17 protein-coding genes are annotated in these 21,954 nt (G+C 74.2%); 2 read left to right on the top strand and 15 right to left on the bottom strand.

Going from position 1 to position 21,954, the window contains the following annotated elements:
* Nucleotides 1-18: 18 nt before the first annotated feature.
* The 4 genes from O1G21_RS03390 to O1G21_RS03375 form a co-directional block, all read right to left on the bottom strand.
* On the bottom strand, nucleotides 19-1,989 hold the full coding sequence (locus O1G21_RS03390) for an aconitate hydratase (protein ID WP_270140603.1): 1,971 nt from the start codon (nucleotides 1,987-1,989) through the stop codon (nucleotides 19-21).
* Between the two features lie 40 nt (nucleotides 1,990-2,029).
* Nucleotides 2,030-2,461 (bottom strand): CBS domain-containing protein, encoded by a 432-nt coding sequence (locus O1G21_RS03385; RefSeq protein ID WP_270140601.1) that lies wholly within the window; start codon nucleotides 2,459-2,461, stop codon nucleotides 2,030-2,032.
* Nucleotides 2,462-2,673: 212 nt separating this feature from the next.
* The gene (locus O1G21_RS03380; protein WP_270140599.1) at nucleotides 2,674-3,093 is read right to left on the bottom strand and encodes a TOBE domain-containing protein; all 420 of its coding nucleotides are present in this window, start codon (nucleotides 3,091-3,093) and stop codon (nucleotides 2,674-2,676) included.
* 495 nt (nucleotides 3,094-3,588) lie between these two features.
* A complete protein-coding gene (locus O1G21_RS03375; RefSeq protein ID WP_270140597.1) occupies nucleotides 3,589-3,930 on the bottom strand; it encodes a hypothetical protein in 342 nt (113 codons plus the stop codon).
* A 59-nt stretch (nucleotides 3,931-3,989) separates the two neighbouring features.
* Here O1G21_RS03375 and O1G21_RS03370 point away from each other — a divergent pair, with 59 nt between their 5' ends.
* Complete coding sequence (locus O1G21_RS03370) at nucleotides 3,990-8,537, top strand: cation-translocating P-type ATPase (RefSeq protein WP_270140595.1); 4,548 nt, start codon at nucleotides 3,990-3,992, stop codon at nucleotides 8,535-8,537.
* 308 nt (nucleotides 8,538-8,845) lie between these two features.
* Here the strand turns inward: O1G21_RS03370 and O1G21_RS03365 are convergent, their stop codons facing one another.
* The 7 genes from O1G21_RS03365 to O1G21_RS03335 form a co-directional block, all read right to left on the bottom strand.
* Entirely contained in the window at nucleotides 8,846-9,055 is a 210-nt protein-coding gene (locus O1G21_RS03365; protein WP_270140593.1) for a hypothetical protein, read from the bottom strand.
* Between the two features lie 95 nt (nucleotides 9,056-9,150).
* Nucleotides 9,151-9,564 (bottom strand): DUF6343 family protein, encoded by a 414-nt coding sequence (locus O1G21_RS03360; protein WP_270140591.1) that lies wholly within the window; start codon nucleotides 9,562-9,564, stop codon nucleotides 9,151-9,153.
* A 52-nt stretch (nucleotides 9,565-9,616) separates the two neighbouring features.
* Nucleotides 9,617-10,081, bottom strand: a complete 465-nt coding sequence (locus O1G21_RS03355; RefSeq protein WP_270140589.1) for a hypothetical protein — start codon at nucleotides 10,079-10,081, stop codon at nucleotides 9,617-9,619.
* Between the two features lie 72 nt (nucleotides 10,082-10,153).
* Nucleotides 10,154-10,933 carry an HAD-IIA family hydrolase gene (locus O1G21_RS03350; protein ID WP_270140587.1) on the bottom strand — a complete coding sequence of 260 codons (780 nt, stop codon included), beginning with the start codon at nucleotides 10,931-10,933 and terminating at the stop codon, nucleotides 10,154-10,156.
* 49 nt (nucleotides 10,934-10,982) lie between these two features.
* The gene (gene lanL, locus O1G21_RS03345) at nucleotides 10,983-13,571 is read right to left on the bottom strand and encodes a class IV lanthionine synthetase LanL (RefSeq protein ID WP_270140585.1); all 2,589 of its coding nucleotides are present in this window, start codon (nucleotides 13,569-13,571) and stop codon (nucleotides 10,983-10,985) included.
* A 2-nt stretch (nucleotides 13,572-13,573) separates the two neighbouring features.
* Nucleotides 13,574-13,741 carry an SflA family class IV lanthipeptide gene (locus O1G21_RS03340; protein WP_270140583.1) on the bottom strand — a complete coding sequence of 56 codons (168 nt, stop codon included), beginning with the start codon at nucleotides 13,739-13,741 and terminating at the stop codon, nucleotides 13,574-13,576.
* Between the two features lie 205 nt (nucleotides 13,742-13,946).
* Nucleotides 13,947-14,438 (bottom strand): Lrp/AsnC family transcriptional regulator, encoded by a 492-nt coding sequence (locus O1G21_RS03335; protein ID WP_270140582.1) that lies wholly within the window; start codon nucleotides 14,436-14,438, stop codon nucleotides 13,947-13,949.
* A gap of 195 nt (nucleotides 14,439-14,633) precedes the next feature.
* Here O1G21_RS03335 and O1G21_RS03330 point away from each other — a divergent pair, with 195 nt between their 5' ends.
* Entirely contained in the window at nucleotides 14,634-16,295 is a 1,662-nt protein-coding gene (locus tag O1G21_RS03330; protein ID WP_270140580.1) for a PLP-dependent aminotransferase family protein, read from the top strand.
* Nucleotides 16,296-16,302: 7 nt separating this feature from the next.
* Here O1G21_RS03330 and O1G21_RS03325 read toward each other — a convergent pair whose 3' ends face one another.
* The 4 genes from O1G21_RS03325 to O1G21_RS03310 form a co-directional block, all read right to left on the bottom strand.
* Nucleotides 16,303-16,806, bottom strand: coding sequence for an LURP-one-related/scramblase family protein (locus O1G21_RS03325; RefSeq protein WP_270140579.1), 504 nt, complete (start codon nucleotides 16,804-16,806; stop codon nucleotides 16,303-16,305).
* A gap of 178 nt (nucleotides 16,807-16,984) precedes the next feature.
* Entirely contained in the window at nucleotides 16,985-20,095 is a 3,111-nt protein-coding gene (locus O1G21_RS03320; protein ID WP_270140577.1) for an Ig-like domain-containing protein, read from the bottom strand.
* Nucleotides 20,096-20,156: 61 nt separating this feature from the next.
* Nucleotides 20,157-20,843 carry a pyrroloquinoline-quinone synthase PqqC gene (gene pqqC, locus O1G21_RS03315; protein ID WP_270140574.1) on the bottom strand — a complete coding sequence of 229 codons (687 nt, stop codon included), beginning with the start codon at nucleotides 20,841-20,843 and terminating at the stop codon, nucleotides 20,157-20,159.
* Between the two features lie 280 nt (nucleotides 20,844-21,123).
* Nucleotides 21,124-21,804 carry a PAS domain-containing protein gene (locus tag O1G21_RS03310; protein WP_270140573.1) on the bottom strand — a complete coding sequence of 227 codons (681 nt, stop codon included), beginning with the start codon at nucleotides 21,802-21,804 and terminating at the stop codon, nucleotides 21,124-21,126.
* Nucleotides 21,805-21,954: the final 150 nt, after the last annotated feature.

The following is a 21,954-nucleotide window of genomic DNA, read 5'->3' as shown; positions in this document are numbered from 1 at the left end:
TCTCCTGGCGGGCGGTCCTCACGCCGCGCTCCGTACCGTGCCGGCGAGGGCGGGGATGGTCCCGCCCGCCAGGACGGCCCGGCGCTGGCTCGGCGACAGCCGGTGGGTGAGCCGGTACTCCTCGTCCCGGGTGGTGTTGTGCGCGGTGATGTGCCCGTCGGCGTCCGCGGCGAGGGCCCGGTGCAGCCCGGGCAGGGTCAGCCGGTCACCGGGCTCGATCCGGTCGTAGTCGGCGGGATCGGCGAACTCCAGGGCGAGGACACCGAAGTTGGCGAGGTTCTGCCAGTGGATCCGGGCGTACGACTTCGCCAGGACGGCGCGCAGCCCGAGCAGCCGCGGGGTGATCGCGGCGTGCTCGCGCGAGGAGCCCTGGCCGTAGTTGTCCCCGGCCACCACCAGGTGGGTCCCGCTCTCCCGGGCCCGGGCCGGGTAGTCGGGGTCGATCCGGGTGAAGGTGAAGTCGGCGAGCTTCGGCAGGTTGGAGCGGTACGGGAGGGCCTTGGCGCCGGCCGGGGAGATCTCGTCGGTGGAGACGTCGTCACCGGTCTTCAGCAGCACGGGCGCGCTCAGCTCGTCCGGCAGCGGGTCCAGATCGGGCAGCGCCGAGATGTTGGGGCCGCGGACCAGCTCGACCGTCCGGGCGCGCTCGGGCGGCAGCGGGGCCTCCAGCATCAGCCGGTTGACGCAGGCGCGCTCCGGCAGGTCCAGCTCGGGCGGCTGCACGCCCTCGCGCAGCGCCCAGGCGCGCGGGTCGGTGATCCGGCCGGTCAGCGCGGAGGCGGCGGCGGTCTCGGGCGAGCAGAGCCACACCGAGTCGTCCAGGGTGCCGGAGCGGCCGGGGAAGTTCCGCGGGAAGGTCCGCAGCGAGTTCCGGCCGGGGGCGGGGGCCTGGCCCATGCCGATGCAGCCAAGACAGCCGGCCTGGTGGATGCGCGCGCCGGCGGCGATCAGGTCGAAGGCGGCGCCGGTGCGCATCAGGTCCTGCAGCACCTCGCGGGAGCTGGGGTTGACGTCGAAGCTGAGCTCGGCGGAGGTCTGCCGCCCGTGCACCATGGCCGCGGCGACGGCGAAGTCGCGCAGGCCGGGGTTGGCGGAGGAGCCGATCACCACCTGGCCGACCGGGGTGCCCGCCACCTCGCTGACCGGGACGACGTTGCCGGGCGAGCTGGGCCGGGCGACCAGCGGTTCCAGGGCGGAGAGGTCGACCCGGTCGGTGAGGTCGTAGCGGCAGCCGGGTTCGGCCGTGACCGGGCGGAAGTCCTCCTCGCGGCCCTCGGCGGCGAGGAAGGCCCGGACCGCGTCGTCGGCGGGGAAGACGCTCGCGGTGGCGCCCAGTTCGGCGCCCATGTTGGCGATCACGTGCCGGTCCATCGCGGTCAGCTGCTCCAGGCCCGGGCCGTGGTACTCCAGGACGCGGTGCAACGCGCCCTTGACGCCGTGGCGGCGCAACAGCTCCAGGATCACGTCCTTGGCGCTCACCCAGTCCGGCAGCCGTCCGACCAGCCGGATGCCCCAGATCTGCGGCATGGTGAGCCGGTACGGCTCGCCGGCCATGGCGAGTGCGACGTCGAGCCCGCCGGTGCCGATGGCGAGCATGCCGAGCGCCCCGCCGGCGCAGGTGTGGGAGTCGGAGCCGAGCAGGGTCTTCCCCGGTACGCCGAAGCGCTGCATGTGGACGGGGTGGGAGACGCCGTTGCCCGGCTTGGAGTACCAGAGCCCGAAGCGGTGGGCGGCCGAGCGCAGGAAGAGGTGGTCCTCGGCGTTGCGCTCGTCGGACTGGAGGATGTTGTGGTCGACGTACTGCACGCTGAGCTCGGTGCGGACCCGGTCGAGTCCGAGGGCGTCGAGCTCCTGCATCACCAGGGTGCCGGTGGCGTCCTGGCACAGCGTCTGGTCCACCCGCAGGGCGACCTCCTCGCCGGATACGGGCCGGCCCTCCAGCAGGTGGTCGGTGATCAGCTGCATGGCGACGCCGAGTGGTTCGGTCATGGTCCTCGGCCTCCGGGCGGGTCCGCTGGTGTGGGGGCGGTCAGCTGTTGGGGTCGGCGGCGCTGATGTCGGCGAGCGCGGAGTCCGGGTCCCGCTCCATCGCCAGGTCGCCGATCGAGACCACACCCACCGCCCGGCCGTCGTCCAGCACCGGCAGGCGGCGCAGGGCGTGCCGGCGCATCAGGTCGACGGCGTGCCCGACGTCGTCGTCCGGGGCGACGGAGACCAGCTGGGAGCTGCAGACGTCGCCGACGTTGGTGCTGTCCGGGTCCAGGCCGGCGGCGAGCACCCGGACCACCAGGTCGCGGTCGGTCACCAGGCCGAGGAGCCGGCCGTCGCCCGAGACGTCGTCGGAGACCAGGACGTCCCCGATGGCGGTGTCGCGCATCCAGCGCGCCGCGTCGCGCACCGAGGCCAGCCGCGGCACGGTGACCGGTCCGGGCGTCATGATCTCCTTGATCTTCCGGCTCATCACGTCCTCCAGGGCGATCGGGTACGGGCCCCCGGTACGGTCCCCCGCGCAGGCGCGTCTGCCCGGCGCCGTAGTCCGGAAACCGCTTCCGCGGTCCCGGGCGTGAAGTGCGGGAGGCCGGGATCCGGGGGCGCGGCCCGGGACGGCCGCAGGAGCGCAGCACGGCGCGGCGGCCGGAAGGAGTCCTCCGGCCGCCGCGGGACGTCGAGGTGTCAGGCCGTGGCGAGCGCCACCTCGGTCGACTTGATCAGGGCCACCACCTCGGTGCCCGCCGCGAGGCCGAGGTCGGTGACGGCGTCCTTGGTGATGGCTGCGGTCAGCTCGCCGCCCTGAACCGAGACCTTGACCGTCGCCATGGCGTTGCCGGTGGCGATGTCGGTGACCGTACCGGGGAGCTGGTTGCGGATGCTCAGCCCGGACACCGGGCCGGTGGCGAGGGCGACCTCGGTGGACTTGACCACCACGTGCACCGCGCTGCCCTCGGCCAGGCCGAGATCCTTCACGGCGTCCGCGGTGACGGCGGCGGTGATGACCTGGCCGCCCTGAAGCCGGGCCTTGACGGTGGCCATGGCCTCGCCGGTGGTGACCGAGGTGACGGTGCCGGGGATCCGGTTGCGAATGCTGAGGCTCATGCGCGGACAACCTCTCGAGGAATCGGTTGCGGCGGTTCCGGAGTTCCCTCCGATTACTCTACCGGGATTGGCCGGGAGAGGACCGGCGGTGCGAATTCGAAGTGAATTGCCGCGAATTCGATTGCGTTTCCATGGGAAATGGCCGCTCTTCCCTCGCAGCTGCGACGGCTCCGGTGCCGGCCGGGTAGCGCCGTGTCCGTTGTTTGAGCCGGCGATGCTGGGCACACGCAGGGGTGGGACACGCGGACCCGCGGGTCGATGTGCCCGTACCGGCGCAGGCCCGCGGGCCGGAGAGCAGGGATCGGAAACGGCCATGAACGACCAGGGATCCACATCATCTACTTCGTCGACGGGCACGGCCCTGCTGCTGCGCCCGGTGGAGTCCGCCGCCTCCGCCGTGCGGCACGTGCCGGGAGCCGGGGCCGTCGGCGGGATGGTCGACGGGGTGCTCGACACCGTCGGACTGGTGTCACCGCGGGCCCGCCGGATCGCCGCCTACACCGGCGCCGGGCTGCTCGGCGTGCTGGGCGTGGTCGAGTGGCCGGTGGCCGCGGCCGGTGCGGCCGCCGTCTGGCTGACCCAGACGCGGCCGAGGAGCCGTGCCGGGGCCGCCTCGGCACCCGCCCGGGCGGGCCGGTCCGCAGCGAAGAGCAGGACGGCGAAGTCGAGCAGGCCGAAGGCCGGGTCCGCAGCCGGGACTTCGCGGACGTCGACGGCGTCCAAGTCGACGGCGTCCAAGTCGACGGCGTCCAAGTCGACGGCGTCCAAGGCGTCGAAAGCGTCGAAGGCCTCCCGGCCGGGCGGCAAGACGCCGAGCCGCCGTCGTACGACCGCCACCGCGTCCGCCGGGTCGTCCCGGCGGAAGACCGCCTGACCCGGCAGATCGGGGCTGAGCCGTGGTGCTGCGCCGACTCGCCCGACTACCGGCGAAGGGCCTCGGGCTGACCCTGGCCGTACCGGTGGTCCTCGCACGCTCCGCTGTGCCCACGGCCCGCGTCGCCGCCCGGGTGGCCGCCTCGGCTGGGCGGGTCGGGGCCCGGACCACGGTCCGCACCACCGTCCGCACCGCCACGTCGGCCGCCGGGACGGCGGCCCGGATGGGCCGGGTCGCCCGGGCCGCCGCCGAGACGGGCACGGGCTACTGGCACGCGGGCTCGCGGATCCAACTGCCGCTGCGCCCCCGCGCCGCCGGCACGGCGCGCAACGTCGAGGCGGCCGCCCGCCGGGTGGCGCTGGGACTGGCCACCCGGCCGGACGTGATCGCCGCCTACTGGGACGGCGGCCTCGCCCGGCTGGTGGTGCAGCTGACCCAGGACGCGGCCACCGACCGGGTGGTGCAGCGGGCCACCGAACTCGCCGCTAGCCAGCGCCTGGAACGGGTCGACGAGGACGTCCTGGAAACCGCCCACCCCGGGCGGACCGGCAGCATCCGCGCCCAGACGCTCGCCCTGGCCTGCGACGCCGTCGGCTTCACCACGGCCGTCGGGGCACGGGTGCTTCCGCTGCGCACCGGGCCCCGGCTGGCCACCGCCCTGGTCGCCCTGGTCCGCGAGGACCCGGACGTCCGCGCCCTGCTGCGCCGCCGCCTCGGTGACGCCGGCTCCGACCTGGTGCTGGCGGCGGCCGGCGCCGCTTCCTACGGCATCGGGCAGTCGCCCGGCGCGCTGGCCCTGGACGCGGTGCTGCGGACCGGGCGGCTGCTGGAGACGATCGCCGGAGCCGCCGCCTTCGACGCCGCGTACGACACGGTCTGCGCGCCCGGCCGGCTGAGCCTCGCGGGCACCGGAACCGCCCGGCCCGCACTGCGCCCGCTGCCGTACGAGGAGTTCGAGGAGCAGGCGGTCGGCGGCACCCTGCTCGGCGCGGCCGGGGCGCTGCTGTTCACCCGCAACGTGGCGGAGGCGGCCGAGGGGCTGGTGGCGGGCAATCCGAAGGCCGCGCGCTACGGTCCGGTCGCGTTCACCACCGCGCTGGGCACCGTACTCGCCCGCGAGGGCGTCCTGGTCCGCGACCTGGAGCGGCTGCGCCGGCTGGAGCTGGTCGACACCGTGGTGCTGCACCCCGACTCGCTGCGCGGCCCGGGCCGAACGGTCCTGGAGGTCCACCCCACCGCGCCCGACTGGGACCACGACCAGCTGTGGCAGGCCGCCGTCGCGGCCCTGGACCGCCCGGACACGGAACTCGAACTACGTCCGGTGCCGGACCAGTTGGACCGGCCGGACGCCGGAACGGGCCTGCTGGTCGCCGCCGCCGGGGGCGTGGACGTCGGTACCGTCCTGGTCGGACGGGAGATCGCCCCGGTCGCCGAGGCCGCGCTGGACGCCGCCCGACGCGCCGGGCTGCACGTCGTGGTGGCCGACGACGGCACGCTCGGCGACTTCGGCGCCCTGGCCGACCAACTCCTCGGCAATGAACGGTCCTTGGCCGACGCGGTGCGCCAACTCCAGCGCGAGGGCCGGGTGGTGCTCACCGTCGCCCGCGTTCCGGCGGGCGGCGGCGCAGAGTTGACGGGCCGTAACGAGTCGACGGACCGCGCCGAGTTGACGGACAGTGCCCGCGAACTGCTCGCCGGCCTGCTGCGCGGCGACCTCGCGGTCGCGGTCACCGACGCGGACAGCGCTGTTGTGTGGGGCGCGGACCTCCTCCTGCTGAACGGGCTCGACTCCGTCTGGCGGCTGCTGGCCGCGATCCCCGCCGCCCGCACCGTCGCCCGCCACTCCAAGACCCTGGCCGAGGCGAGCGCCGCGCTGTCCGGACTCCTGGTGGTCACCCGGGGCCGGCGGCCGCACGGCACCCTGCCGGTCGCCGCCCGGCTCTCGCCGGTGAACGTGGCGACCGCTGCCGCCCTGGCCTCGGGCTGGCGGGCCGCCCTGCGGGTCGGCACCCGCAGCGCGCCCCACCCGCCGCCGCGCATTCCCTGGCACGCGCTCGCGCCCAAGGAGGCGCTGGCCCGGCTCAAGGGCGTCCGCCGTCCGGTGCGCCGCGGCGGACTGTGGGCCCGGCAACTCGCCGCCCACCCGGCGCTGGGCGCGGCGGGCCGGCTGGTCGGCGCGGTTCGCTCCGAACTCGACGACCCGCTGACACCGGTCCTGCTCGTCGGGGCGACCGCCTCCGCCCTGCTGGGCTCGACCGTGGACGCGGCACTGGTCGCCGGAGCCCTGGCGATGAACGCGCTGATCGGCGCCGTCCAGCGGCTGCGCTCCGAACAGGCCCTGTCCGCACTGGAAGTGACACAGCATCAGAGGGCCACCGTGGTCGACGACGAGCGGACCCGTACGGTCGCCGCCACCGAGCTCAGGCCCGGTCAGGTGATCGAGCTGAGCACGGGCGAGGTGGTGCCCGCCGACGCCCGACTGATCGAGCTGGACGAGCTGGAGGTCGACGAGTCCGCGCTGACCGGCGAGTCCCTCCCGGTCACGAAACAGCTGGACGCCACCCCGGAGGCCACGGTCGCCGACCGCCGCTGCATGGTCTTCGAGGGCACCACCGTGGTCGCCGGGCACGCCCGGGCCGCCGTGGTCGGCACGGGGGAGGACACCGAGGCCGGACGGGCCGCGCACCTCGCCGCCCGCACCCCGCCCGCCGGGGGCGTCCAGGCCCGGCTGCGCGAACTGACCGACCGCAGCCTGCCGTTCACCCTGCTCGGCGGAGCGGCCGTCGCGGGCCTGGCCGTGCTGCGCGGGCGCCCGGTGCGCCTGGCCGTCCGGGGCGGGCTGGCCGTCGCGGTCGCCGCCGTACCGGAGGGCCTGCCGCTGGTGGCCACCGTCGCCCAGCTGGCCGCGGCCCGCCGGCTCAGCCGCCAGGGCGTGCTGGTCCGCACCCCGCGCGCGCTGGAGGCGCTCGGCCGGATGGACACCGTGTGCTTCGACAAGACCGGCACCCTGACCGAGAACCGGCTGCGGGTGACCCGCGTCGCCACGCCCGACGGCACCCGGTACCCGGCCGACGACCCCGCCGCGGCCGCGGTGCTGCGGACGGCGGCCCGCGCGTGCCCGCCGGCCGAGGACGGCGAGGCCGTGCACGCCCACTCCACCGACGAGGCGGTGCTCGCCGCCGCCCCGGAGGACCTCGGCTGGACGCCCGCCCAGACGCTGCCGTTCGAGGCCAGCCGCGGCTACGCCGCCGCGACCGGCACGCCGGACGACGGCCGGGCCCTGCTGGTGGTGAAGGGCGCGCCCGAAGCCGTGCTGCCGGCCTGCGCGGGCGCCGGGAAGCGCGCGGACGCGACGGTGGCGGCGCTCGGCGCGGACGGCCTGCGGGTCCTCGCCGTCGCGGTGCGACCGCTGCCCGACGACGCCGGCGACGTGCTCGAAGGCCCGCTGGAGGAGCTGGAACTGGTCGGCTTCGTCGCCCTGGCCGACACCCCGCGCCCCGGGTCCGCGGCGCTGGTCGAGGGCCTGCGCCGGGCCGGGGTGCGGCCCGTCATGCTCACCGGCGACCACCCGGCCACGGCCCGCGCGGTCGCCATCGCCCTCGGCTGGCCCGAGGACCTCGAGCTGGCCACCGGCGACGAGCTGGCCGGCCTCGACCGCACCGGCCGCGCCCGGGCGCTGGGCGGCTGTGACGTCGTCGCCCGGGTCGCCCCCGAGCAGAAGGTGCTGGTGGTCGAGGCGCTGCGGGAGTCCGGGCGGGTGGTGGCGATGGTCGGGGACGGCGCCAACGACGCCGCCGCCATCCGCTCCGCCGACATCGGGATCGGGATCGCCGCCCGCGGCTCCGCGGCCGCCCGCAACGCGGCCGATCTGGTGATCACCGACGACGAACTGACCGTGCTGACCGACGCGGTGGACGAGGGCCGGGCGCTGTGGCGCAGCGTCGCGGACGCCATCACCATCCTGATCGGCGGCAACGCCGGCGAGATCGGCTTCTCCCTGCTGGGCACCCTGCTGTCCGGGCGCGCCCCGATGTCCACCCGGCAGATCCTGCTGGTCAACCTGCTCACCGACATGTTCCCGGCGATGGCCGTCGCGGTCACGCCGCGGGACGATCCGCCGAACGGGGAGAGCACCCGGCGGGTCGGCACCGCGGCCCTGGACGCCCCGCTCGCCCGGCAGATCCGGCACCGCGGCCTGGTCACCGCCGTCGGCGCGACCACCGCCTGGCTCATCGGCACCACCACCCCCGGCTCGGCCCGGCGCACCAGCACGATGGCCCTGTGCGGCGTCGTCGGCGCCCAGCTGGCCCAGACCCTGACCGGGCGGGCGCGCAGCCCGCTGGTGCTGGCGACGGTGCTGGGCTCGGCGGCCGCGCTGGCGGTGATCGTCCAGACGCCCGGCGTCAGCCGGTTCTTCGGCTGCACCCCGCTCGGCCCGGTGGCCTGGGCGGGCGTCGCGGCCTCGATCGCCGTGGCCGTGGCCGCGCCGCCGCTGATCCCGCAGGTCGAGCGCCTGCTGCTGGTGGCCCTGGCCCGGGCGCTGGCGGCCGTTCGGGGCACGCGGGCGTGACGTCGGTGGGGAGCGGGCCGAGCCGCCACGGCCCGGGCGCCGCCCGGGCGGCCGGACCCACCACCTCCGGCGCCACCACCGAGTTCAGTCCGCCCACCACCGGATCCTCCCCGGTCGGCACCACCCAGGGGCCGGACAACGCCGTGCGGGAATGCGCCCCCCGGCGCCCTGAAACTCCTACACCGACGTGGGCCGCCTGGCCTCGGCGGCCGTGCCGCCGCTGATCCCGCAGGTCGAGCGCCTACGGCCGCGCGCTGCTCGGCCGGTCGAAACCGAGGCGCCGCGACCGGGCGGGGTTTCCGCTCCGGTCAGGCGGCCAGTGCGAGCGGCGGGCCGCGCCTGATCACCACATGCCGCGACGGTGTCCACCGCGGCAGCCACCGCCGACCTGCTGCCGGCACCGAGCACACGGCAGCGACCCGTCGGCCGGTGTCCGGCCCGCCGCGCAGCAGCGCGAGGAGCGCGAGCGTGCCGCGCAGCGCCGCGGCGACGGTTGCCGTCAGGTGCGCGATGAGCATCCCGGCCCCCGTATTGTTTCCAATCCGACACTTTCGGCCACCGAATCAGCGCAACGGGTTCGCACGGCCGAAGGGGTCGGGCGACGAGGTGTCGATCACGAGCCCCGTCGGGGCCGCCCGTGGTCACCGCGATCGGATGGTGCGACGGTGTCGCGCCCCTGCCCGGCGGCCAGGCGGCGCCGGATCACCGTGAGGTCGAGCGCGCTGATGCCGACGAAGGCCGCGCACACGGCGGCGAGGACGGCGTACACGCCCCGGTTCGGCGGCGGGCCCGGGGCGGCGAGTGCGGCCAGCACCGCGAACGCCACCGTGCCGCAGACGAACAGCACCAGGAAGATCCGGGACAGCAGCCGCCGCAGTTCGAGGTCGGTCCGGGCGTTCACCGGTTCGGTGCCCCGGCGCACCCCCGCCTGGGGCCGCAGCTCGGGCATCGTGCGGCCGGGGCCGCTCGGGGCGTGCGGGAAGTCGTGGCGCTCACTCGCCGCGCGTCGCGTGCGTCGTCCAGCCATCGTGGCTCCCAGATCGGTTCGGCCGGCCCAGCCGGTTGCTGCCGTCGCGCGTCTACCCGGCGTCGGCGGCGGCACACCGGAGCCGGAGGCGGACCGCCAGCTGCGGGCCCTGCTCCTCGCGGTTCTCCTCGTCCACCCGGCAGAGCGCGGTGAGCGCGCGCAGCATCGTCTCGACGTGCTCGGGCGCACCCAGCAACTCCGCGGTGGCCTCGCCCGTCAGGGCCGGTCGGTCCGGCGGCGGGGCGGGGCTCTGGACGTCGAAGGCCTGCGAGGTGCTCACCGCCGGGCCGGGCACGGGGATCGCCGAGGTGCCGTCCGGGCCCGCCTCGGCCACCGTCCAGGAGCCCTCCGAGGTCAGGGTGGGCGGTACGTCCCACACGTTGCCGATCCGGGTGCGACCCCGGCCGGTGTGGGTGGGGAAGGCCACCTCGAGGGCGTCGAGGACCGCGTCGGCGTCCTGGGGCGCACCGTCCGTGAGGCGTACGAGCACATGGCCGGGGACCAGCGGCAGGCCCATCGCTTCCTCCGTTCTGTCCGAGGACCAGGGACGCACGCCGGCCGGGGCGGCGCACCTCGGCGCGTGGTGGGCTCATTCCCGCCGGAGCCGGGACAGCAGCTCGGGCAGGTCCGCCACCGAGTCGAGCACGTGGTCCGGGTCGCCGTCGCCCCGGCGCGGTGCGCCCGCGGCGGCCTTGCCGGTGCGCACCAGGACGCCGGTGATCCCGTAGCGCTGGGCGGCGAGCACATCGGACTCGATGTCGTCGCCGACCATCAGCGCCTCGCCCGCGCCGACGGCCAGTCGTTCGAGCGCGCCGGTGAAGAAGGCCTCGGCCGGTTTGCCGAGCACCTCGGCCCGCGCACCGGCCGCGTACTCCAGACCGGCGACGAAGGCGCCGCCGTCCAGCCGCAGCCCGTCCGCCGTCCGCCAGTAGGCGTTGCGGTGCATCGCGACCAGTCGGGCACCGCCCTGGAGAGCGGTGAAGGCCCGGTTGAGCGCCGGGTAGTCGAACTCCGGACCGCCGCCGCCGATCAGCACCACCTCGGCCTCGGCCGGGTCGTCGACCAGCTCGACGTCGGCGAGGTCCGCCCGGATGTCGCCGCTGTTGAGCAGCAGGCAGCGGGAGCCCGCCAGCCGGGCGGCGGTGGCGGCGGGCGCGGTGAGCACGGACTCGGCGGTGACCGGGAACCCGGCGGCCGCGAGGGTCTCGGCGACCGACTGGCGGGTGCGGGAGGTGGTGTTGGTCAGCAGTACGTACGGCAGGCCGTCGGCGTGCAGCCGGCGCAGCGCGGCCACGGCGCCGGGGAGCGGCTGCCAGTCCACCGTGAGCACGCCGTCGATGTCGAGCAGCACGCCTTCGGGTCGTCCCATGCCCCCGAACATAGCGCCGCCGGCAGCGGAAGGCTCGACCGTCCGCCTGTCAGTCGATGAGGCCCAGGCGCGGTCCGCCCCGGTCGTGCAGCCGCCGGAGGAAGCCGAGGACGCCGGCGGAGCCGCCGGCCCAGGTGGCTCTGGCCCGGGCGAGGCCGGGGTCCGGGAACACCGGGCGGGCCGCGGTGCCGCCGCTACGGCTCAGGAGGACGGCCGCGACGGTGTCGGCGGCGTCCCAGAACTCCTCGGAGTCGGAGGAGCCGGAGGAGCCGGAGGAGCCGGACGCGACGGCGACGTCCACCAGGAAGTCACCCAGGCCGGCGAGCCCGCAGCACTGGGTGACCAGCGGCATCCGGGGCGCGAGCGCGGCACACGTCCGGGCGGTCCGCTGGGCGAGGGTCAGGTACGAGGGTTCGCCCAGCCGGTCGGCGGCCCGGACGAGCACCGCGCCGACCCCGGCCAGGCCCCGGCACCAGGAGCCGTAGCGGCGGGTCGCCCCCGGGGCGGTCGCCCGGGCGAGGAGGTCCGGGGTGACGGCGGCCAGCCGCGCGCAGGCCTGCTCGGCCCGGCGCAGGTCGGCCGGATCGCCGCTCGAACTCCCGTATTCCAGCAGGAAGTAGGCGACTCCCGCGGCGCCGTGTGCCAGTCCCTCGCGCAGGGCGGCGCTGCCGATCGTGTCGGCGCCCGCGGGCGACAGCCGGGCCCGGCCGGAGGCCAGCATCCGGGCGCACTCGGCGGCGACGGCGAGGTGCCGGGCGCCGGCTGTCGGGCAGTGCCGGGCGAGCAGCAGGCGGCCGATGCCGATTCCGGCGACGCCCTCGATCAGGTCCGCCTCCGGCGGTCCGCCGTCCGGTCCCCGGTTCGGCAGGTCGCCCGTCCCGCCCATGCCGATCCAGGCTGCGCCGGTGCCGCCGGTGCCGCCGGCGCCGCCGGTGCCGGTCCCGCCGGGGCCGGTCCCGTCCGTGCCGATCCCGGCCTCGGCGAGGAACAGCTCGACGCCGGTACGGCCCGAGTAGAAGCCGGGCGACAGGCTCCGCGACTGGGCGGCCGTCCACCGCGCCAGCGCGTCGACGGCCTCGGGCACCCCGGGCCGGTGAAGGTGGCGCAGGAGTTCCAGGCCGAGGCCCGCGCTCCCGCCGTAGACGTCGACCGGGGTCGGGAGGGCCGCGCGTGCGGCGAGTGCCGGGTCGGCGATCCGGTGGGCCTCGGCGACGCAGTACCCGGTGGTGTGCTCGATGATCTCCTGGAGCAGGTCGGCGTCGATCCTCGGCCGCTCGGGCTCCCGGGACACCGCCCGGGGCCTCCCGGTCCGGAGCCGGGCCGCGCCGACCGTCCGGACAGCCGGGTCGAGGCTCGTCAACTCGCCGATCAGCTCGCGGACTTGACGGTGCTCCCGGCCCGGCAGCGCCCAGGCCAGGCCGGCCAGGGTGCGGTCCCGGTTGACGGCGGGGTCGGCGTCGACGATGACCGGGTCCAGGCCGGTGGCGGCGAAGCCGAGGGTCGCGCCGAGCGCGTAGTAGTCGTCGGCGGGCTCGGCGGGCTGTCCGGCCGGGCGTCGTACCGGCTCGCTGTAGCCGGGCGTGGCGCCGTCCGGGGCGGCGCCGTTCAGTGCGCTGATCCCGAAGTCGACCAGCCGGCACCGGCCGGCGGCGTCCAGCGCGACGTTGTCGGGCTTCAGATCGCGGACGACCACGCCCCGGCGGTGGATGCCGTCCAGCAGGCGCAGGAGCCGGGCGGCCAGCTCGGCGAGGCGCGCACCGTCGTACGGGCCGTGCTCCTGGACGTCCCGCCGCAGGTCCCGGTCGCCGCAGCTGCTCATCACCAGGTACTCGTCCGAGCGGTGTCGGAAGGAGTCGAGGGCCCGGGGCACCCCGGGCAGGCCGTCGAGCGCGGCGAGCACCGCCCGCTCGTTGCGCAGCCGGGCCCGGGCGTCCGCCCCGGTCTCGTCCTCGGCCACGAACGCCCGCGCCTGCTTGACCACCACCGGCAGCCCGGTGCGCAGGTCGACCGCCCGGTAGACGTTGCCCTGCGGCTTGCGCGCGATGCCACCGGTGACCCGGTAGCGGCCACCGCCGAGCCCGGGGGAGGCCTGCGCCCGGGCCGTGCGCCCTTCGAAGGGATCCGCGGCCCAGGGCGGGCAGCGGTAGGAACCGGTCGCCAGCCCGTCGAAGACCCGGCCGTCCGGGCCGACCATCACCGACTCCAGCCGCCCGCTGCGACCGGTCCGGTAGTCACCCGTGAAGGGCCCGTAGCGGTAGTAGACGGGTGCGTCCGGATCGACCCGGCGATCGCTCACCACCGGCGGACCCTCGCGCCCGCGCATCACCTCGACCAGCTCCTCGGCGAGCGCGACCACCGTGCCCGGCGCCGGATACACCGTGATCGCCTTCCCCACCGCACCCGCGCTGCGCACCCCGGAGTTGAGCTCCCGCAGCACCTCCGGACCGCTCGCCCACTTGGCGTGGCAGACGTACCGCAGCAGCACCGGCCGGACCAGCCCGGTCACGGCCGCCAACTCGCCGGGCCGCGCCGAGACGTGCAGCTTCCAACCGTGTTCCACCGCCGGCATCCGCGGATCGTTCAGGTACGACCAGGTGTCGTCGGACCACCCGCTGCGGCCGGCGATGAAACCGGTCACCGTCAGGAGTTGAAGTCGCAGGCGAACCGGGTGGTGGCCGTCACCCAGGGGTCGGCCAGACACGCCGTGGCCTCGCGGTCGGCGCGGTCGTCGTCCTCGAACAGGATGGTCTCGTCATCGACCAGCAGCGGACCCGCGTCGCGGATCTCCTCGATCATGGTTCCGGGCATGGGAAACCTCCAGATCTTGTCGTGCCTCCGGTGATGGTGCGGACCGCGGGCCCCTGCGACTGACTCAGCGGGCCGCGTTCCCGAACCACGAAGGTAGGGAGGAACGTTCCGCCTGACAAGGGGTCAGGACGCATCAACTCCACTTGTCGGACACATTCGTGGAGAAGTCGTGACCATGCCCTGGGTGGTCGCCGCCGGTCGGCCGTCAGTGCTCCGGGGCGAGGTAGCGGCGGCCCGGTATCTGCTCGAAGATCAGGTTGGTGCGGGTCTGGGCCACCGCCGGGTGGGTGGTGAGGTGGTCCACGACGAAGTCGCGCAGGGCCTCGGGGCCGGCGACGCCGACGTGCAGCAGGTAGTCGTCGGAGCCGGCCATGTGGAAGACGGCCAGCACGCCGGGCAGGTCGGGGGCGCTGCTGCGGAAGCTCTCGTTCTGCTCGCGGGTGTGGGCGCGCAGCCGTACCGAGATCATCGCCTGGAGCGGCAGCCCGATCGCGGCGGGGTCGAGTTCGGCCCGGAAACCGCGGATGATGCCGCGTTCCTGGAGCGCCCGGACGCGGGTCAGGCAGGTCGAGGGGGCGATGCCGACGGTGGCCGCGAGGGCGTTGTTGGGGAGGCGGGCGTTGTCGGCCAGGGCGCGGATGATCGCCCGGTCCACGTCGTCGACCGGTGCCCGGCGGGCCTGCGGATTGTTCGGCATGCCTGCCAGGATCCCAGCCCGTTCCGCAGATCCGCAAACCTGATCGGGGCTGGACCGAATGTTCTTCGGAGGGGCTTCCCCGGAGCGCTCGAAAGTTCCATCCTTACCGACGGTCCTTACCGACGACCCTCGTCGACGTCGCCGACGGCCCGTCGCCGTCCGTCGCCGTCCCCAGCACCCCGGAGCGCCCCGCCCATGAGCCCGACCGCCGTCACCCTCACCGAGACCGCGACCGCCGTCGACCCCGGTCCGGAGCTGGACGGCGGTGACTTCACCCTCCCCGAGGGCGGCCTGGACGACGACCGGCGGCTGCGCGCGCTCGACGCCGTGGACGAGTACCTGACCCGCAAGCGCAAGCACCTGGTCGGCTACCAGGCCACCCAGGACATGCAGGGCACCGCGCTGGACCTCGCCCGGTTCATGCCGAACAACATCAACAACCTCGGCGACCCGTTCCAGAGCGGCGGCTACAAGCCCAACACCAAGGTCGTCGAGCGGGCCGTGCTCGACTACTACGCCAGGCTCTGGCACGCCGAGCGCCCGCACGACCCCGCCGACCCGGAGTCGTACTGGGGCTACATGCTGTCCATGGGCTCGACCGAGGGCAACATGTACGCCCTCTGGAACGCCCGGGACTACCTCAGCGGCAAGGCGCTGATCCAGCCGCCGACCGCCCCCTTCGACGCGGTGCGCTACGTCAAGGCCGACCCCGACCGGCACAACCCGAACGCCCATCACCCGGTGGCCTTCTACTCCGAGGACACCCACTACTCCTTCGCCAAGGCCGTCGCCGTCCTGGGCGTGGAGACCTTCCACGCCGTCGGGCTGGAGAAGTACGCCGACGAGTGCCCGCTGGTCGACCCGGTGACCGGGCTGCGCACCTGGCCCACCGAGGTGCCGTCCCGCCCGGGCCCGTCCGGCCTGTCCTGGGACGGCCCCGGCGAGATAGACGTCGACGCCCTCGCCGTGCTGGTCGAGTTCTTCGCCGCCAAGGGCCACCCGGTCTTCGTCAACCTCAACCTGGGCAGCACCTTCAAGGGCGCCCACGACGACGTCCGCGCGGTCTGCGAACGCCTGCTGCCGATCTTCGAGCGGCACGGGCTGGTGCGGCGCGAGGTGGTCTACGGCAGCTGCCCGGAGACCGGCCGGCCGCTGGTGGACGTGCGCCGCGGCTTCTGGATCCACGTGGACGGCGCGCTCGGTGCCGGCTACGCGCCGTTCCTGCGGCTGGCCGCCCAGGACCCGGCGCGGTACGGCTGGACGCCGGAGACCGAGCTGCCCGAGTTCGACTTCGGCCTGCGGCTGCCCACCGCCGAGCACGGCGAGGTCGACATGGTCTCCTCGATCGCGATGAGCGGCCACAAGTGGGCCGGCGCGCCGTGGCCGTGCGGCATCTACATGACCAAGGTGAAGTACCAGATCTCCCCGCCGTCCCAGCCGGACTACATCGGCGCCCCGGACACCACCTTCGCCGGCTCCCGCAACGGCTTCTCCCCGCTGATCCTCTGGGACCACCTGTCCCGGTACTCCTACCGCGACCAGGTGGACCGGATCCGCGAGGCCCAGGAGCTCGCCGCCTACCTGGAACGGCGGCTGGTCGCCATGGAGCGCGAGCTCGGCGTCGAGCTCTGGCCGGCCCGCACCCCGGGCGCCGTCACCGTACGGTTCCGCAAGCCGAGCCCGGAGCTGGTGGCCAAGTGGTCGCTGTCCTCCCAGGACGTGCTGATGGTCCCGGGCGACGAGGCCACCCGGCGCAGCTACGTGCACGTCTTCGTGATGCCCTCGGTCGACCGGGCCAAGCTGGACGCCCTGCTCGCCGAACTCGCCGAGGACCCGGCGATCCTGGGCGCGTCGTAGCCTCCCGTCAGAGATTGGTCAGCTGGTCGCCCTTGGCGTCCTGGAGCACGTGGTCGACGCAGACCGCGAGGATGATCAGGAGCAGGGCGTCCTGCTGGCTCATCACGTCGACGGCGTAGGCGTCGCGGACGGTGAACCAGCGGCGGGAGACGTGCGCCAGGGTGGTGCCCTCGTGGCGTATGTCGAACTCGCGGTCCCAGAGGTTGCCGTTGATCCGCAGCTTGCGGCCGTCGCCGAGACGGACCTTGAAGCGGTCGCCGAAGAGCTTGAACAGCTTCTTGCTGACCTTCGCGGTCGGCTGGCCCTCCTGCTTGATCAGCAGGGTGTGGTGGAACGTGAAGGCCTTGCGGACGATGCTCGCGACGTGCTCGCCGCGGGTGTCGACCAGGGCGAAGGTCCGGCGCAGCCGGAAGAACTTCCGGTTCACCCGGTAGAGCTTCTCCCGGTGCTCGGTCTCGATCCAGGCCTCCTCGTGGAAGGCGAACATGCGGTCGCGGACCAGGTAACGCACAGTGGTTCCCCCGTGATGGATCCGCCGGCCCCCGTGGCGCGGCGCGGCCCAGAGCGTAGCGGCTGGTCAGCGAGGGGGAGGGGCAGGGGGTGGTGCTTTTACCGGTCCGCGACATTCCACCGACCCGGCGGTGACACCGGGCCGGCTTCACTTCCTTCGGAATGCGGTACGGCGCGGCTCATTCGAGCAGCCCGTAGACGTTCAGCGCCCCGGAGAAGGTCGCCAGGTACACCTTGCCGTTCGCCACGGTCGGCGGCACGAACTTGGCGAACAGGCCGACGTCGTCCCGGGCGGCGTTCATCTTGCTGTTCCACAGCTCCTTGGTCAGGTCGGAGGCCTGGTAGACGCGGAACACGCCTTCCACCACTGCGTGGTTGGCATCGTCCTTGAGCACGTGCGAGGCCCACAGCAGGCCGGAGTCGGGATCGCTGCCGTCGGCCGAAACGGAGAGGAATCCGCCGGGCATGATGAACGGGGGCGGCTCGGGGGTGGTGCTGGTGGAGGCGGGGGCCGTCTGCAGCAGCCCGCCGGCGAAGCGGTAGGCGCGCAGCGGCACGTTCTCCGGCCAGACGTAGACCCACGGGCCGTCCGGGAAGTTCCAGTACACCGGCCCGCCGTGGATGTGGTTGTTTCTGTGGTCCTGGGTCAGCCAGAAGCTCTGCACGATCTGGCTGTCGGAGCCGGCCTGGAAGTGGCCCATCGCGCCGGTGTGCAGCAGATAGAACTTCGCCTCCTTGCCGCCGCCCAGCAGGAGGTCGGTGTTCGGGATCAGCAGCGGACCGGCCGAGCCCAGGTCCAGATCGGCGGGGCCGTTCAGGAAGGCCTGGTTGAACGGGGCGAACCAGTCCAGGAGTTCGAGGTCGGGGCTCAGCTTCACGACGCAGCAGGAGAGGTTCGACCCGTCGGGACGGAAGCCGCCGTTGCCGGTCATGAAGTACAGGTCGCCGTTCCCGTCCGCGGCCAGCCCCTGCCCCGCCTGCCAGATCCCGCCCATGCCGGTGTCGGGCGTGGTGACGTACACACCGGTCTGCTGCAGGTTGTCGGCGTCGAAGCCGAACACCCAGCCGTGGTACGGGTCCCGGTCGCCGTAGGACGCGAAGGCGACGTACAGCCGGTCGTTCACCAGGGTCAGCGCGGCCCGCTGGATCTGGCGGTCGCTGGTGAAGGTGATGGTGCCGTTGACACTGCCGTCGCCCGATCCCGGGACGGTGGCGGCGATCCGCACCGGGCCGCCGAGGGACTCCTGCCCCGAGCGCAGGTCGAGGGCGTGCAGGGTGTGGTGGTACGCGTTGCCCTCCTTGGTGAAGGCGACGACGTAGATGAGGTTCCGCTCGGCCCGGATCACCGGTGTGCTGAGGACACCGACCTCGACGGAGATGTCCGCGTACCCGCCCGGGCCGATGTTGGGATCGGGCATCGCGGCCGACGGGCCCAGCTGGGCGTGCCACAGCGGCGCCGAGGCGTTCGGGTCGTCCGCGTCGAAGGCGTACACGCTGTTGTGCATGGTCGCCACGTAGACGACGTTGCGCTGCGCGACGCCGGCCACATCGACCTGACAGAGGTAGAGCGGCTGGCCGTAGATCTCGCCGTCCACCGCCCGGGTGAAGAGTTTGCCGAAGGTCTTCGGGCCGACGTTCGACGGACGCAGCGTCACCTCCAGCAGATTGGCTCCGGTGCGCTGATTGTCGTTGTGCTGGGTGGTGACCGACACCGGGCCGAAGGCCACCGTCGCAGCCGGGCCGAACTCGGTCACGGTGGTGCAGATGCGCTGACGGGCACTCACCGTGTCCTTCAGACGCAGCGGTCCGGAGACCCCCACTTGGAGGCTGGGGGTCGTCGCGGTCGCCGTCCCCTGCCACTGGCCGTTGACGTAGACGTCCACATCGGCCCCTGGGACCACACCGTCCACCCACACCCAGCGGGTGCACTCGGTGAGCGGGGTGCGCACGGTGGGAGGCTCGACCGTGCCGAGCGGCTGCACCGTCACCAGGGCGGACTTGGGGCTGGTCCAGCCACAGCCGACCTGCACCGCGTGGATCTGGTCCCCGGCGCTGAGCAGCGGTGCCACCGGGATGTCCGCCTGTCCCGCGTAGACGTACTGGAGGCCGATCGGCGCGCCGAGTGCCGCGGAGTAGACGAGGACCAGGGCGCCCGGGTGCACGTTGAGGACCCGGACCCGGGAGGCGCACTCGAAGAGCGGTGGGGCCACCACCGGGGCGGGTAGTCCCGCGGGCTGCGGGTCCACCACCACCTTCGCGGACTCGCGGCTGGTGTACCCGCAGAGTTCCTGACGCGCGGTGACGGTGCCGCCGCCGATCAGCGCGGGGACATCGAGGTCGGCGCTCGGCTCGAAGGCCTGCGCCGTGCCGAGCACGACGCCGTTCTCCAGGATCGTGACCAGCGCGCCCACCACCAACCCGGTGACCCGGACCGAGGTGCCGCCGGCGCACAGCGGAGCGACGACGGCCGGCGCGGGAAGCTGGTCGGCGGGCCCGACCACCACGGTGGCCGAGGTCCCACTGAGCGAATCGCACTTGACGAAGGCCTGGTCCGCGGAGACCTGCTCGCCCTGCACCAGCGGTGGGACCCGGAACGTCAACGCGCTGAGGTCGAAGCAGCCGCGCGTCGTGTTGGGCACGCCGGTGCGGTGCAGCGTGACCTGTGCCCCCTCGAACACGCCACTCACCGGCACGCCGGTCTGGCAGGCCAGCAGCGGACCGTGGACGACCGGTGGTGGCAGCTGCTCGGGCGGACCGTCCGGCACCGGGCTCGGCGTGGGCGTGCCGGGGTTGCCGCAGGCCTGCTGCTCGGCCATCAGCACCTGACCGGCGGCGATCGCGGTGCCGAGCTGGACGCGGGCGATGCCGTCCGGGGCGGTGGCGCTGCCCATGACCTGCGCGCCCTGCTTCACGGTGACGGTGGCACCGGGGACCGCGCCATCGATCCACAGGCACTGCCCGCACACGTACTGGTGGCCGCCGTAGTGCACGGTGCCGATGACGGCCGGCTTCTTCTGGACGGCGACCGGCTGCGCGGAGGCAGCGCTGACCTCGCCACCGAACAGCTGGGTGGCGGCGACCTGGTCGCCGGCCTGCAGGGCGACACCCGGGTTGAGCGGGAACTCCTGGTCGGGCCAGGTCGCGACGCCGCCGCCGACCAGCTGGCCGCCGACCGTGTGCGAGCCGTTCACGAGCAGGGTGACGGTGGACCCGACGAGCTGGTTGTGGACACGGACCGAGGTGCTGCACTCGGAGAGCGGTCCGACGACGGTGGGGGGCAGCAGGGGCACGCTACGACCTCCGGAGGATCGGGCGGCGACGGGACAGGCCGGGACGGGCGGCAGGCGAGGACTAGGAAGCGTGTTCGATGGCGTCGAGCATGGACCAGAGGACATCGCACTTGAACGACAGCGCGGCGAGGGCGGCGTCCTGCTCCGCCCGCGTCGTGCAGTGGGCGGTGACCAGGCCCAGGGCGTGCTCGGCGTCGGCAGCGGCGACTGGTGGTCGGGCCGTGAAGTAGCCATGGCCGGAGGGGGCGATCCAGGTGTAGTGGGTCTTGATGGCGTCGAGCCGACGGCGCATCAGGTCCGGGGAGAACAGCTCGGTCAGCGAGGCGGCGACGGACTCGGTCCACGGACGGGTACGAGCGAAGTCCACGTACGCGTCGGTGGCGAAGCGGACCCCGGGGACCAGCAGGCTTCCGTCCAGCACGGCGGTCCGCTTGAGCCCGGCGGCCTCGGCGAGCCTGAGCCACTCCTCGTGACCGCCCTGACCGCCGGCCGCCCCGTCCTGGTAGACGATCCGCTGGGTCCAGCGCCGCCGAACCTCCGCCACCGGGCAGTTGGCGATCACGGCCGCGTCCTTCTGCGGCAGGCGGGCCTGGTAGTACCAGCGGTTCGCGATCCAGAGCCGGAGCTGATCGGCGGACAGCTTGCCCTCGTGAAGCTTGAGGTGGAAGGGGTGGCGATGCCAGTACTTCTCGGCATAGGCGTGCAGATCCGCGGTGAACTGTGCGGGGGTCCGTGCTGGGGCGGTCATGCGCACAGCTTCGTTTACGTACAGTGATTTTTCAATCACTGAAAGTGTTTGTACCGCCGCTCGGGCGGTTCGGGGACGAGCCACCGGCAGTCGACCTCCGCCGGCGCTCGGAGCGGGTCGATCGCGGCTTGCGGCGCGAGGCTCCGGCCTGCCGCCGGCGCGGCCGCATGCTCTCGTGAGGCACATGATCACTTCATCGCCGGCCCGCCCGGCCGGCCCGCTGCACGGCGGGACGCCCTTGCCCGAGCATGCCGAGTCCGTTCGCGGGCCCCACGACCCGTCAGCGCGGGCGGGCCGCCGCCGGGGGCCAGGCGTCGGCGGCGAGGACGCCGAGGGCGTAGGCGCGGGCGACCAGGGCGGTGCGGTTGGGCAGGTGCCAGCGGCGGGAGAGCCGGGCGAGGTGGTAGTTGACGCCGTCCCTGGTCAGGCCGACCTCCTTGGCGATCCGGGCGGTGGTGGCGCCCCGGGCGGCCGCGGCGAGGATGCGGGCTTCGATCGGGCTGACCTCGGCGCCCGGGCCGGGCTGCGCCGGGACGCGCGGGGCGGCGGGCGCGGCGAGGGTGCGCAGCGAGATCAGCAGGTTCGGGGTCTCCTCCGGGGAGTCGCTGATCAGCTCGACGGTCATCTCGCCCTGTCGTTCGCCGCCCTCGGCGGGCGTCCAGGAGACCCGGGCCGGGTACTGCGAGCGGCGGTGCAGCCGGACCGCCTCGGTCAGCGCCTGCAGGGTGGCGCGGTCCTCGAGGGTGAAGAACTCCAGGATCTTGCGGTGGCGCAACTGGCCCGGCAGCAGGCCGAATTCGGCGGCCATCGCGCGGTTGACGATCATGATCCGGCCGCCGTACTCGCACACGGCGATGGGCAGCGGCACGTGGTCCATGAGCCGCAGGGCGCGGTTGCGCCAGATCACCGCCGGGTCCTGCCGGGTCACCGGTCCGGGGCGGCGGTCCTCGATCGGTCGCATGCGTTCTTCTCCTCCTGTCGCGCCGGCCCGGGGTCTGACGGGACGTAGGCAAGTCTCCGGACGGTGCGAGCACTACACAATCATGTAGTGATCACTGCCGGGCGAGGACCCCGGGGGCCCAGAGTGGAGGTACCGAGAAGTTTTCCGCCG

Source organism: Kitasatospora cathayae, from assembly GCF_027627435.1.
GTDB classification, from domain to species: domain Bacteria; phylum Actinomycetota; class Actinomycetes; order Streptomycetales; family Streptomycetaceae; genus Kitasatospora; species Kitasatospora cathayae.
This window is presented reverse-complemented; position numbering and strand designations above follow the sequence as displayed.

Bases quoted from the DNA above. Each gene is read 5' to 3' on its own strand.
- O1G21_RS03365 (WP_270140593.1), bottom strand. From the start codon at position 9,055: ATGCTCATCGCGCACCTGACGGCAACCGTCGCCGCGGCGCTGCGCGGC.
- O1G21_RS03340 (WP_270140583.1), bottom strand. From the start codon at position 13,741: ATGCCCGGAACCATGATCGAGGAGATCCGCGACGCGGGTCCGCTGCTG.
- O1G21_RS03350 (WP_270140587.1), bottom strand. From the start codon at position 10,933: ATGGGACGACCCGAAGGCGTGCTGCTCGACATCGACGGCGTGCTCACG.
- O1G21_RS03390 (WP_270140603.1), bottom strand. From the start codon at position 1,989: ATGACCGAACCACTCGGCGTCGCCATGCAGCTGATCACCGACCACCTG.
- O1G21_RS03355 (WP_270140589.1), bottom strand. From the start codon at position 10,081: ATGGGCCTGCCGCTGGTCCCCGGCCATGTGCTCGTACGCCTCACGGAC.
- pqqC (WP_270140574.1), bottom strand. From the start codon at position 20,843: ATGACCGCCCCAGCACGGACCCCCGCACAGTTCACCGCGGATCTGCAC.
- O1G21_RS03330 (WP_270140580.1), top strand. From the start codon at position 14,634: ATGAGCCCGACCGCCGTCACCCTCACCGAGACCGCGACCGCCGTCGAC.
- O1G21_RS03310 (WP_270140573.1), bottom strand. From the start codon at position 21,804: ATGCGACCGATCGAGGACCGCCGCCCCGGACCGGTGACCCGGCAGGAC.
- O1G21_RS03335 (WP_270140582.1), bottom strand. From the start codon at position 14,438: ATGCCGAACAATCCGCAGGCCCGCCGGGCACCGGTCGACGACGTGGAC.
- O1G21_RS03380 (WP_270140599.1), bottom strand. From the start codon at position 3,093: ATGAGCCTCAGCATTCGCAACCGGATCCCCGGCACCGTCACCTCGGTC.
- O1G21_RS03360 (WP_270140591.1), bottom strand. From the start codon at position 9,564: ATGGCTGGACGACGCACGCGACGCGCGGCGAGTGAGCGCCACGACTTC.
- O1G21_RS03385 (WP_270140601.1), bottom strand. From the start codon at position 2,461: ATGAGCCGGAAGATCAAGGAGATCATGACGCCCGGACCGGTCACCGTG.